Here is a 12444-nt window from a genome sequence, read left to right on the forward strand (position 1 = left end):
CGTGGACGTCATGACCACACCCGTCTGCACCAGCGCCTCGACCGCCGCCGAACCGGCGACGCAGACTCTGCCCTATCCGTCGTTCTCGTCGTACGTCAGGGCGCGTCAGCCGGTGCTGCTGCGCACCGCCCGCTCGCTGACCGCGAACCCGAGCGACGCGGAGGACCTGCTGCAGACCGCGCTCGCCAAGACGTACGTCGCCTGGGAGCGGATCGAGGACCACCGCGCACTCGACGGCTACGTGCGCCGGGCGCTGCTGAACACCCGCACCTCGCAGTGGCGCAAGCGCAAGGTCGACGAGTTCGTCTGCGACGAGCTGCCCGAGCCGGAGCCGGTGCCCGGCGGCGACGACCCCGCCGAGCGGCAGGCACTGCACGACGCGATGTGGCGGGCGATCACGAAGCTGCCCGCCCGGCAGCGGGCGATGGTCGTCCTCAGGTACTACGAGGACCTCAGCGAGACCCAGACGGCCGCGGTCCTGGGAGTGTCGGTGGGCACGGTGAAGTCGGCGGTCTCGCGTGCCCTCGGCAAGCTGCGGGACGACCCTGAGCTGGGGCTTGTGCGGAAATGACCCCTCCTGATCCCATTCGGGGTGCCGACCCGGGCTGATCGATCATCGTCGGCTAGTGACATACCACGCGGTATGTGCGCAGAATCAGCGCACACCTTACCGCCGCGTTGGCAATGTCGCCCCGGGAGGACACCGTGCTGAGCACGATGCAGGACGTACCGCTGCTGATCTCGAGGATCCTGACCCACGGGTCCACGGTCCACGGCACATCGCAGGTGACCACCTGGACAGGCGAGAGCGAGCCGCACCGCCGTTCCTTCGCGGACATCGGTGCCCGGGCGGCCCGGCTGGCGCACGCCCTGCGCGACGACCTCGGCGTCGTCGAGGACGACCGGGTGGCCACCCTCATGTGGAACAACGCCGAGCACGTCGAGGCCTACTTCGCGATCCCCTCCATGGGCGCGGTGCTGCACACCCTCAACCTCCGCCTCCCCGCGGAACAGCTGGCCTGGATCGTCGGCCACGCGGCCGACAAGGTCGTCATCGTCAACGGCTCGCTGCTGCCGCTGCTGGCCCCGCTGCTGCCCCGCATGACGTCGGTCGAACACGTGGTGGTGTCCGGCCCGGGCGACCGCTCGCTGCTCGCCGGGGCCTCCGCGAACGTGCACGAGTACGAGGACCTGATCGCCGGCAAGCCGGCCGGCTACGACTGGCCGGAGCTGGACGAGCGCCGGGCCGCCGCCATGTGCTACACCTCCGGCACCACCGGCGACCCCAAGGGCGTGGTGTACAGCCACCGTTCGGTCTACCTGCACTCGATGCAGGTCAACATGACCCAGTCGATGGGGCTGACCGACCAGGACACGTCGCTGGTGGTGGTCCCGCAGTTCCACGTCAACGCCTGGGGCCTGCCGCACGCCACCTTCATGACCGGCGTGAACATGCTGATGCCGGACCGCTTCCTCCAGCCGGCCCCCATCGCCGAGATGATCGAGACCGAGAAGCCGACGCACGCGGCCGCCGTGCCCACCATCTGGCAGGGCCTGCTCGCCGAGCTCACCGCCAAGCCGCGCGACGTCTCCTCGCTGACCCAGGTCACCATCGGCGGCTCGGCCTGCCCGCCCTCCCTCATGGCGGCGTTCGACGACCTGGGCATGCGGGTCTGCCACGCCTGGGGCATGACGGAGACCTCGCCGCTGGGCACGATCGCCCGCCCGCCGGCCCACGCGGTCGGCACCGACGAGGAGTTCGCCTACCGGCTCACCCAGGGCCGCTTCCCGGCCGGCGTCGAGGGACGGCTGACCGGCCCCGGCGGCGAGCGCCTGCCCTGGGACGGCGAGTCGGCCGGTGAGCTGGAGGTGCGCGGCCCGTGGATCGCGGGCGCCTACTACAACGGCCCCGACGCCGAACCGCTGCGCCCCGCCGACAAGTTCAGCGAGGACGGCTGGCTGAAGACGGGCGACGTCGGCACCATCTCCCCCGACGGCTTCCTCACCCTCACCGACCGCGCCAAGGACGTCATCAAGTCCGGCGGCGAGTGGATCTCCTCCGTCGACCTGGAGAACGCCCTCATGTCCCACCCGGACGTCGCCGAGGCCGCCGTGGTCGCCGTCCCCGACGAGAAGTGGGGCGAGCGTCCGCTGGCCACCGTCGTCCTGAAGGAGGGTGCCACCGCCGACTTCGCCTCCCTGCGCGCCTTCCTGGCCGCCGAGGGCAAGATCGCCAAGTGGCAGCTCCCGGAGCGCTGGACGATCATCGAGTCGGTGCCGAAGACGAGCGTGGGCAAGTTCGACAAGAAGAAGATCCGTGAGGCCCACAGGCTGGGCAGGCTCGACGTGACGACGCTCAGCTGATCTCACGCGACCGGCCGGCTGCCGGGGCCCGCGGTTTCGCCGCGGGCGCGACAGCCGGCCGGCTTCCCGGTGTTCACCGGGGTCGCCCGCACCCTCATCCGCGGCCGGACCCGGTGCCCGGGACGGCGCGTCACATGGGCGTCCGGGTCACCTTCAGGTCGTATTCGAAGGAGGGCTGGCAGGACAGCGACGCGGTCTCGCCGAGGACGTCGACGGTGAGGCTGGAGCTGAGCTGCCGGTGAACGCCGTGGGTGACGACGACCCAGGTGGGCTCCCGGTAGACGTCGTGGACCCGGGTCGTCTCCCCGGTGGGCGCGTAGGTACCGCGGATCGTCGCCGTTCCCGCGTCACCGCCGTTCTCGCCGAAGCGCTCGATGGGCACGTCGGCGGAGACCGAACCGTTCGCGAACAGCTGTGCGGGCTCCGAGCCGCCGCCGTACTCCCCGTCGGGTCCTTCGATGTTGACCGACGCGAAGGAGCCGTACTGGGAGTTGTCGTACAGATCCACCAGGATGGACCTGTCTCCCGCCCGGCCCTGGCAGGACAGCACGTGCCCCTTCTCGTACGAGGTCGTCGCGCCGCTGCCCGCCTCGGCGGACGCCTGCGCCGTCATGGCGGGAAGGCCCGCGGCCATGACCGCGACGCCGGCCACCAGGGCCGCGCGCATCGCATGCTTCTTCACAACTCGCCTCCGTAGAAAGTTGAACAACCATTCCGTAAGACAAGCGAGCCGTGCCAGGGAATTGAGTAATCGTTGCTCAATGTCGTCCGTCTGTCCGGCGGCGGCGAACCGGACGGCCGGAGACACCGTCCGGGCGGTGAACGGCACCGGCCGGTGTCCCCACCGACCGGTGTCCCCACCGACCGGTGTCCCCACCGGCCGGTACAAGGGTGGGTCCGCCCTAGTTGGTCCCGATCCGGGCCAGCAGGTCCACGATCCGGGCCTGCACCTCCGCGCTGGTGGAGCGCTCCGCGAGGAACAGCACGGTCTCGCCGGAGGCCAGCCGCGGCAGGTCGGCCGCGTCGACCGCGGCGGTGTAGACGACGAGCGGGGTGCGGTTGAGCTGCCCGTTGGCGCGCAGCCAGTCGACGATCCCCGCCCGGTGCCGGTGCACCTGCAGCAGATCCATCACGACCAGGTTCGGCCGGAACTGTCCCGCCAGCGCCACCGCGTCCGCGTCGCTCGCGGCCCGCGCCACCTGCATCCCGCGCCGCTCCAGCGTCGCGGTCAGCGCCAGCGCGATCTCCGCGTGCTCCTCGATGAGCAGCACGCGTGGCGGGTGCTGCTCGCTGTCGCGCGGCGCGAGCGCCTTCAGCAGAACGGCGGGATCGGCGCCGTACGCCGCCTCGCGCGTCGCCTGCCCCAGGCCCGCCGTCACCATCACCGGAACCTCGGCGGCCACCGCCGCCTGCCGCAGCGACTGCAGCGCGGTGCGGGTGATCGGCCCGGTCAGCGGGTCGACGAACAGCGCGGCCGGGAAGGCGGCGATCTGCGCGTCGACCTCCTCGCGCGAGTGCACGATGACCGGCCGGTAGCCGCGGTCGCTGAGCGCCTGCTGGGTGATGACGTCCGGGGCCGGCCACACCAGCAGTCGGCGCGGGTTGTCCAGCGGCTCCGGCGGCAGCTCGTCGTCCATCGGCTGCGGACGCGGCGGATCCGCGACCTCCACGGCCCCGCCCGGACCGTCCAGCGGTTCGGGCCCCTCGGCGGCGTTCTCGTCCGGCGCGCCGATGGCGTACGACCGTCCGGTGCCCTCGGTGGCCGGCTGCGCCTGCGCCTGCGCTTGGGGCTGAGGTTGGGGCTGGGCTTGCGGCGGTACGGGAGCCTGCCCGGCCGGCGGGTGCGGCCGGGCGGCCTGCTCCGTGACCGCGGCGGCGTCGGCCCTCGTCCCCAGCTTGCGCCGACGGCCGGAACCGCCCGGCTGATGCGGCGCGGGCGTCGCGGTCGGCTGCTGCACCTGGGCCGCCTGCCGCGTGAACGGCACGCCCTGCCCCAGTGTCCGCACACTGATCGCCCGCCCCTGCGTGGAGTTCGGATCGATCGGCGCGACGCCCTCGGCGGGCACCGGCTGTGCCGCGGCTTCCACCGGGGCCGGGGCCGGGGCGGTGGCGTTGGCCAGCGGCACGCCGACGCCGGAGGTGCCGCCGGTGCCGGGCCAGGGCTGGGTGGGAGCGGGAGTGGGGACGGCAGCGGGAGTGGTGGCCGGGCCGGCCTCGGCGGGCACCGGCTGGGCAGGCACGGGCTGGGCGGGCACCGGCTGGGCAGGCACGGGCTGGGCAGGCACGGGTTCCGCGGGGACGGGCTGCGGGACTGCCGGCTGCGCGACTGTCGCCGGCTGGGCGACTGTCGCCGGCTGGGCCGGCACGGGCTGGGCGGGCAGGCCGACCTGCCCGGTCGCGTCCGGTGCGGTGACCAGCTGACCGGGAGCCACCTGCACGCTCGACGCCAGGGCACCCTGCGCGGGAACGGGGGCGCCGGGCTGCACCTGGGGCTGCTGCACCGGCACGCCCTGACCGGCTGCCGGCGCATTGGTCTCCTGCACCGGAACTCCGTGGGCGGGCGTTCCGGCCGTCGCGCCCGGCTGGGCCACGGCACGACGTCGACGCCCCGTCGGCGCGGTCGTGGGGTGCGGCTGGGGCGGGGTGTGGTCGTCGGCCTGGTCGTGCGGAACGGCGTCGTGCCGACCGTCGTCGAGAGCCTCACCGGGGACGTCCTGACCGGCCTGGACGAGGCCCTGCGGGTGCCCGGGGACCTGCCCCTGCGCCGGAACCTGCGCCGGCACCGGAGTCTGCACCGGAGGTTGCGCCTGTGTGGGCACCTGGGCCTGCGCGGGCAACTGCGGCCGGCCGGCGCTTTGCGGCTGCGCGGGTGCCTGCGGCCGGCCGGGAAGCTGAGACTGCGCCGGAGCCGTACCCGGTGCCGGCGTCACCGCCTGCACCGGCGCGAGCCCCTGCGCGGGAACGACTCCCTGCGCGGGCGCTGCCTGCTGCCCGGGAACGACTCCCTGCCCGGGAACCGGTGTCTGTGCCTGCACCTGCCCGGCGACCGCCTGCGACTGACCCGGAACCTGAATCTGAACCTGCGCGGGCGTCATCCCCGGCACGGGACCGAGCTCCTGCGCCGCAGCCACCCCCGGAACCTGCGCCTGCCCAGGGACCTGTCCCGGCACCGGCACCGGCACCGGAACCGGTGCCTGCCCGCCCGGCGCGGCTGTCCCCGCCCCCGCCCCTGCGGCCGCCGCTGCTGCTGCGGCCGCCCCCGCCGCGGTCTCCGCTCCGGCCTCGGCTCCGGCGTCCGTCGCCGTCCCGCCGGACGGACGGTCGGCCTCGGCCGGGGGCAGGGCGAACACCGCGCGGGGCCCGGCCTCCTGCGCGGCGGCGCGCTCGTTGGCGGCGGCCAGGGCCCGTCGCCGCCGCCCGGTCGGCTGGGCATCCTCGGTCTGGCCCGGCTGAGGCGCCTGGGAGAGCTGAGGCGCCTGGGAGAGCTGTGGGGGCTGGGAGGGCTGGACGCTCGGGTCCGGCTGAGGGGCGGAGGGAGCCGGCAGGGCCGGCGGCAACGCCTGCTGCCCTCCGTCGTCACGCCGGGCACGGTGGTGCCCGGCGCCCGGCGCGGGCACGCCCTGCGGCGGCACGGTTCCGCCCAGCCCGGTTCCCACGGCGGCGGTCCCCGCCGCATGCTCGGCAGCCGTCATGACGGCGCCCTCGGAGACGTCCTCCCCGGCGCCCTCGGCAGGCCGCCCCCGGCGGCGCCCCGTACCACCGGAACCCTCGACACCGGCCTGCGCCGGTACCTGCCCCTGCCCAGGTGCCTGTGCCTGTGCCTGTGCCTGTGCTTGTGCCTGGGCCGCCGCCTCCTCGGCCGCGCGCCTCCGGCGCCGACCGGTGGGCGTGCCGCCCTCCGTGTCGCCCGCTCCGGCCGTCCCGGGCCCGCCGGAGACCTCGCTCTCCAGGAAGGCGTCGACGGAGGACCGCCGGGCCCGCCGCCGCCCGCCGCCCGGCTGCTCGGCCGGGACCGCGCCTTCGACGGCCGGCGCCCCGGCCACCGGGAACTCGGCCGCCGGAGCCTCGTCGACCGGGACCGCCGCCACCGCGACCTCGGCCGCCGGAACGGCCCCGGCGCCACCGCCGATGGGCACTTCGAGCACGTAGGCGTTGCCGCTCATGCCCGGCACTTCGTGCGTCTGCAGCACGCCGCCGTGAGCGCGCACGATCCCGCGCACGATCGGCTCGTGCACCGGGTCACCCCCGGCGTACGGCCCGCGCACCTCGATCCGTACGACCTCACCGCGCTGCGCCGCCGCCACGACGACGGTGTTGTCCATGTAACCGCCCGCCGACACGGGCGTGTTGCCGGTCGCGTCGACCCCCGCGACGTCGGCGACGAGGTGCGCGAGGGCGGTCGCCAGGCGCTGCGGGTCGACCTCGGCCTCGATGGGCGGGGCGTGCACCGCGAACTGCACCCGGCCGGGCCCGATCAGCTCCACCGCTCCGTCGATGCCGGCGGCGACGACGGCGTCGAGCATGACCTTCGTACGGCTGATCCCCTCGCTTCCGGCGTCGAGGCGCTGGTAGCCGAGGACGTTGTCGATGAGGGAGGTGATCCGCGAGTAGCCGGCCGAGAGGTGGTGCAGCACCTGGTTGGCCTCGGGCCACAACTGCCCGGCGTCGTCGGCGGCCAGCGTGGCGAGTTCGCGCCGCAGCTCCTCCAGCGGCCCGCGCAGCGACCGGCCCAGCAGCGTCAGCAACTGCTCGTACCGCCCGGCGAGAGCTTCGTAGCGGTCCTTCTCCCGCTCGCCGAGGGCGGCGTACCGCTCCTCCCCGGCGGCGAGTTCCTCGTCGTGCTGCTCCTGCAGTTCCTCGAGTTCGGTGACGTGCTTCTGGCGCAGGGCGGTGAGCTCCGAGGCGTGCTCCTCCTCGATCCGCTCCAGCTCCGCCGCGTGCCGCTTCTCGAGCTCGTTCTTCTCCTCGGCGAGCGCGTCGTAGGGCCGCCGGTCGGTGAAGGTCATGACGGCGCCGACGAGCTGGTCGCCGTCACGCACGGGCGCGGTCGTCAGGTCGACCGGCAGCGCGTCGCCGTTCTTGGCGAACACCACCTGCCCGCGCACCCGGTGCTTGCGCCCGGAGCGCAGGGTGTCGGCGAGCGGGGACTCGTCGTACGGGAAGGGCGAGCCGTCGGCGCGGGAGTGCAGGACGAGGGTGTGCAGCTCGCGCCCGCCGAGATCGCTGGCCCGGTACCCGAGGATCTGGGCGGCGGCCGGGTTGACGAGGACGATGCGCCCGTCGGTGTCGGTGCCCACCACGCCCTCGGACGCGGCCCGCAGGATCATCTCGGTCTGCCGCTGCGAGCGGGCCAGCTCGGCCTCGGTGTCCACGGTGCCGGTGAGGTCCCGCACGACGAGCATCAGCAGTTCGTCGCCGCTGTAGCCGTGACTGTCGTACGCCTGGTGGCCGCTCTCGAGGTTCGCGCTGGTGACCTCGACGGGGAACTCGGCACCGTCCGTCCGCCGGGCGATCATCCGCGTCGGCTTGGTCCGCCCGCGCGGGTCCATGTGGTCCGGCCGCCGCATGGACCCGGGGATGAGCTTGGAGTCGAACTCCGGCAGCAGGTCGAGCAGCCCCCGCCCGACGAGGGCCGTCCCCGGCGCCTCGAACGCCTCGAGCGCGATGGTGTTGGCGTTGACGACGGTCCCATTGGCGTTGACCAGCACCAACGCGTCGGGAAGCGCGTCCAGTATGGCTGCGAGGCGAGCAGCGCCTCGGGATGGCCTGCTGCTCACGAGACGCTTCCTCCCTGTTACCGCCCTTTGCTGACCGCTCGGGCCATCTTGCCAACCTGCCCGCGACGTGTCACGCGAGGGAGTCTAAGGGCAGCGGTTGCGCCGGCGACGCCGGATGAGAGGGAGGTCGCACAACGAAATGACGCAGAACCCGTGACCCTGCCGTGACCACGCCGCCCGCCCGGTGCCCGGTCTCCGCGGGACCTCCACATACTTCCGCGAAGCCCGGTCCCGCCGTGAGACGCCCCGCCACGGGACGCCGTGCGGTCACGGCCGTCCGCCGGAATCGAGATCGGGCAGCAGCGGCACCAGCCGGTTCCAGCGGGCGATGCGGCAGCCGTCACCGCGGTCGTACACCGCGTCCACCGGCCGTCCGGCCCAGGTGCCGGTGACGTGCGCGGTGGCGGGTCCGCCGTACTGCATGGTGCACATGCTGCCGTCCGGGACGGGGGCGAAGGTGTCCGTTCCCCACCGGGTCCCCCGGTCGAGCACGGCGCAGGCGCCGGCGGCGTCGGGGTGACTGCCGCTCGCGGGATGGCAGTACAGCTCGTACGTGCCGTCCCGCCCCTCCCCGGCGTGCCGCACGGTGACCACGAGGTGATCGCCGCCGCGGTCCCCGTCACGGACGGGCGGGGGCGCGAGCGGGCCCGTCGCGGCGTACGCGACGGCGGGCACGACGGAGAAGGCGGCGGCGGTCGCGGCGGTGGCGGCGACGAGGACGCGGGGGATGGCCTGCAGCATGACCTGACTAACGCGCCACACCGCCGGACGTTGCGCGCCACACCCGTCACGGGCAAGGGCTTTGCCCTGCGGGCTTCCGGCCTAGTACCGTGGGAGGCGATTGGTGACACCGCACTCGACTGTGTCATCATCTGCACGCACCACTCGCGCTCGCGCGGGCGGTTGTGCTGGAGGCGTCGCCTAGTCCGGTCTATGGCGCCGCACTGCTAATGCGGTTTGGGCCTTAAAGCCCATCGAGGGTTCAAATCCCTCCGCCTCCGCGCTGCATCACCGAAGCCCCGGTCCTCAGGACCGGGGCTTCGTCGTTCCCGTCCTCCCCCCCCCGTGAGGGCGTTTGCCCAGGTCACAAGGGGTGGACCAAACGGATTTCACATGGCGGCGGCAGTCATGTAATGTTCTTCCTGTCGCCGGGACGGGGCCGAAAGGACCAGGACCGACGGAAAACAAAACAAGCACTCGTAGCTTAACGGATAGAGCATCTGACTACGGATCAGAAGGTTGCAGGTTCGAATCCTGCCGAGTGCACACAGACCAGAAGGCCCCGGAGTGATCCGGGGCCTTCGGTGTTTCTGGGGCGTACAGCGGTGAGGTGCGGCAACGGGGCCTGGGCCGAGGGGAGTCGGCGCAGGGGTTGAATCCGTGCCTTCTATGCTTTGGGCCGGGGTGCCATGGCTGATCGAGACTGGGACGACGACAGCGACTGCGAGGGCGCGGTCGAGCGGGCCGAGCGGATGACGCGGGTGGGCTGGACGGCGATTCTGGGCGTGACGGGGCTGATGGCCGTTGCCGCGGTCGCTGCCGCCGGCGCCTGTCTGGCCGCCGTCGTCGGGATGGTTTACGTCGTGATGGCTGCCACGGGTTAAAGATCGTGTGTTGCCGGTCCCGGCTCCGGGTCAGGCGGTTGGGGATTCCGGTCACCGCGCCCGTCGTGACGGGGGTGTGGGTTGCCGGATCGCCTGCCGTGAGCAGGTTCTCGCCGGCCTCGTTGACGTGGGCGAAGCAGGTCAGGTCGGTGGCGTTCAGGCCCACCTGCTGTGCTGTCTCGTGCTGGCCGATCATGCTCGTCGTGATGCGGTGGTCCATCGCCGACAGCGCCTGTGCCGGGGTGGCGGGTGGGCGCGGCTTGGCCCCGGCTTCGGCTTCGGGGCCGCGGTCGTCGGGGCGGCGGTGACCGGGGTGGGAGCCGGCGAGGCGTCCGGCGCGGTGCCGGCCGGGGGCTCGCGGTCGTGGCCGCGAGCGCCATGGTCACGTGGGTGCTGCATCTCGCCGGGTGGGCAAGCCGTCGGGGCCGCGGCCCAGGGACCAGTGGGACTGGTGGGTGCGGGACCTCATCACCACCCGGACGGGCGTCCGGGGTGCGTGGCGTGCCGGCTGGCGGGGCGTGGGGCACGCCGTGCGGATGCGGCCGGAAGACGGTCCAGCAGGACGTCGGTCAGTGGCAGAGCCACGACCACCGGAACCTGGGTGACAGGAGCCGCCAGGATCAATGTCAGTGGCTCCGCCTACGCTCGTGAGTGATGGCACAGGCATGGAAGTGCGCGGGGCTGCGCTGGACGGCGGGCCGTCCCGAGCTGGCTTGGGAGGGCGGGCGGCGCAGCGCGCTGGTGCGGGGGAAACGCGTGGCCTTCGCGGTCGCGGACGGGGGTGGGCGGACATGCGTGGGAGCCAGGGGGCATCCGTGTCCGGTACGGGCGGGCGTGCCGGGGCGGAGCACGGGGGCGCGGTGCGAGGAGTGCGCGCGGCTGGACCGGGCGCATTCCGTCGCCGCCGACACGATCGCGGACGACCCGCGGCCGTACCGCGTGTACCTGGCGTGGTTCGGGCCCGGCATGGTCAAGGTCGGCATCACGGCGGTGGAGCGGGGCTCGGCCCGGCTGCTCGAACAGGGGGCGGTCTGCTTCGGCTGGCTGGGCGCCGGGCCCCTGATGGCCGCCCGGCGGACCGAGGAACTGCTGCGGGCCGCGCTTCAGGTGCCGGACCGGATCCCGTACGGCGAGAAGCGGGCGGTGCGGTCCCGGCTGCCCGCGTCGGCGGCGGAGCGGGCGGCCGAGGTGACGGCCCTGCACGCGCGGGCGGTGGGACTGGCCGGCTGGCCGGAGTCGCTGGCGCGTGAGCCGTGCCGGGTGGTGGACCACGTGGAGGCGTTCGGGATCGCGGGGCTGCCGCCCGCTGCCGGGCAGGTCGGTGAACTGGTCGCGGGCGGGTCGGTGGCTGGCGAGTTGCTGGCGGCGGCCGGGCCGGACCTGCATCTCGCGACGGGGCGCGGGGTCGTCGTGCTCGACACCCGGCTGATGACCGGCTGGGACCTGGTTCCCGCCCCGGACGGGGGCGGGCTCACCGTCCCGGTGCGGGAGTTCAGGGAGGTGGCGGGGGTTCAGGACGGGTTGTTCTGACCTGCGGGACGGGTTGTTCTGGCCTGCCTGTGCGGGTGAGGGTGAGGGCATGAGCGATCACCGAGAGCCCGCCCCCACCGAGCCCGCCCCCACCGAGCCCGCCGTCAGTGAGGCCGCCGATGTGCGGCGGTTCTGGGAGCGGCTCGGAGTGCCGGGGCTCGTCGATGTCCACACGCACTTCATGCCGGAGCGCGTCCTGCGCAAGGTCTGGGGGTACTTCGACTCGCTCGGCCCGCTGACCGGCGGTGTCGAGTGGCCCATCACCTACCGGGCGGAGGAGGCCGAACGGGTGGCCGTCATCCGGGAGTTCGGCGTGCGCGCGTTCACGGCCATGCTCTACCCGCACAAGGCCGGCATGGCCGAGTGGCTCAACGGCTGGGCCGTGGACTTCGCCCGCCGCACCCCCGACTGCCTGCACACCTCGACGCTCTTCCCGGAGCCCGGGGTCGAGGCGTACGTGCGGGACGCGGTCGAGGCGGGCGCGCGGGTCTTCAAGGCGCACGTGCAGGTGGGGGCGTACGACCCGGCCGACGAACTGCTCGACCCGGCGTGGGGGCTGCTGGCCGAGGCCGGTACGCCGGTGGTGATCCACTGCGGTTCCGGTCCCGCGCCGGGCAAGCACACCGGTCCCGAACCGGTCGCCCGGGTGCTGGCCCGCCACCCCCGGCTGCGGCTCGTCGTCGCGCACATGGGCATGCCGGAGTACGAGGACTTCCTCGCCCTGGCCGAGCGGTACGACGAGGTGCGGCTGGACACCACCATGGCGTTCACCGACTTCAGCGAGCGGCTCGCGCCGTTCCCGAAGCGCGCGCTGCCCAGGCTGGCCGGCCTCGGGGACCGCATCCTGCTCGGCAGCGACTTCCCCAACATCCCCTACCCCTACCTCGACCAGCTGCGGGCCCTGGAGGAGCTGGGGCTCGGGGACGCGTGGCTGCGCGCGGTGTGCCACGACAACGGGGCCCGGCTGTTGGGACTGTGACCGGACGTCACCCCCCACCAAGGGGCCGGCAGCGCCCATCAAGGGGTCAGCAGCGCCCGCCAAGGGACCGGAGCCGCCCGCCAAGGACCCGCCAAGGGCCCGGCAAGGACCCGGCAAGGGATTGCCCAAGCGCCGCCTGAGAGGCGCCTGTGAGTTTCTCAGCGAAATCACAGGTTGCCGAAAGGGCGCT

The 12444-nt window shown here is 73.6% G+C and carries 8 protein-coding genes, 2 tRNA genes and 1 pseudogene; 7 read left to right on the forward strand and 4 right to left on the reverse strand.

The window, feature by feature from the left end:
• Positions 1–10 precede the first annotated feature (10 nt).
• Together VKA29_RS35565 and VKA29_RS35570 are read left to right on the forward strand one after the other, a co-directional pair.
• Positions 11–571: a SigE family RNA polymerase sigma factor gene (locus VKA29_RS35565; protein WP_324790179.1), complete on the forward strand. Its 561-nt coding sequence runs from the start codon at positions 11–13 to the stop codon at positions 569–571.
• Positions 572–684: 113 nt separating this feature from the next.
• The gene (locus tag VKA29_RS35570; RefSeq protein ID WP_324790180.1) at positions 685–2364 is read left to right on the forward strand and encodes a long-chain fatty acid--CoA ligase; all 1680 of its coding nucleotides are present in this window, start codon (positions 685–687) and stop codon (positions 2362–2364) included.
• Positions 2365–2494: 130 nt separating this feature from the next.
• Here VKA29_RS35570 and VKA29_RS35575 read toward each other — a convergent pair whose 3' ends face one another.
• The 3 genes from VKA29_RS35575 to VKA29_RS35585 all read right to left on the reverse strand — a co-directional run bounded on the left by VKA29_RS35575 (position 2495) and on the right by VKA29_RS35585 (position 8882).
• Positions 2495–3046, reverse strand: coding sequence for a hypothetical protein (locus VKA29_RS35575; RefSeq protein ID WP_324790181.1), 552 nt, complete (start codon positions 3044–3046; stop codon positions 2495–2497).
• 220 nt (positions 3047–3266) lie between these two features.
• Positions 3267–8141, reverse strand: a complete 4875-nt coding sequence (locus tag VKA29_RS35580; RefSeq protein ID WP_324790182.1) for a PAS domain-containing protein — start codon at positions 8139–8141, stop codon at positions 3267–3269.
• Between the two features lie 267 nt (positions 8142–8408).
• Positions 8409–8882 carry an SSI family serine proteinase inhibitor gene (locus VKA29_RS35585; protein WP_324790183.1) on the reverse strand — a complete coding sequence of 158 codons (474 nt, stop codon included), beginning with the start codon at positions 8880–8882 and terminating at the stop codon, positions 8409–8411.
• A 169-nt stretch (positions 8883–9051) separates the two neighbouring features.
• On the opposite strand from VKA29_RS35585, the gene VKA29_RS35590 reads away from it, so the two are divergent.
• The 3 genes from VKA29_RS35590 (at position 9052) to VKA29_RS35600 (ending at position 9745) form a co-directional block, all read left to right on the forward strand.
• Positions 9052–9142 (forward strand) — tRNA-Ser (locus VKA29_RS35590).
• Between the two features lie 192 nt (positions 9143–9334).
• Positions 9335–9407 (forward strand) — tRNA-Arg (locus VKA29_RS35595).
• Positions 9408–9550: 143 nt separating this feature from the next.
• The gene (locus VKA29_RS35600; RefSeq protein ID WP_324790184.1) at positions 9551–9745 is read left to right on the forward strand and encodes a hypothetical protein; all 195 of its coding nucleotides are present in this window, start codon (positions 9551–9553) and stop codon (positions 9743–9745) included.
• A 24-nt stretch (positions 9746–9769) separates the two neighbouring features.
• On the opposite strand, the pseudogene VKA29_RS35605 reads toward VKA29_RS35600, so the two are convergent.
• Positions 9770–9965 (reverse strand): annotated as a pseudogene (locus VKA29_RS35605) (MarR family transcriptional regulator); the annotation flags it as partial.
• A 434-nt stretch (positions 9966–10399) separates the two neighbouring features.
• Here VKA29_RS35605 and VKA29_RS35610 point away from each other — a divergent pair.
• A complete protein-coding gene (locus VKA29_RS35610) occupies positions 10400–11275 on the forward strand; it encodes a DUF2797 domain-containing protein (RefSeq protein ID WP_324790185.1) in 876 nt (291 codons plus the stop codon).
• Positions 11276–11324: 49 nt separating this feature from the next.
• Positions 11325–12254 carry an amidohydrolase family protein gene (locus VKA29_RS35615; RefSeq protein WP_324790186.1) on the forward strand — a complete coding sequence of 310 codons (930 nt, stop codon included), beginning with the start codon at positions 11325–11327 and terminating at the stop codon, positions 12252–12254.
• Positions 12255–12444 lie beyond the last annotated feature (190 nt).

Source organism: Streptomyces sp. H51 (assembly GCF_035656535.1).
Lineage (GTDB): Bacteria > Actinomycetota > Actinomycetes > Streptomycetales > Streptomycetaceae > Streptomyces.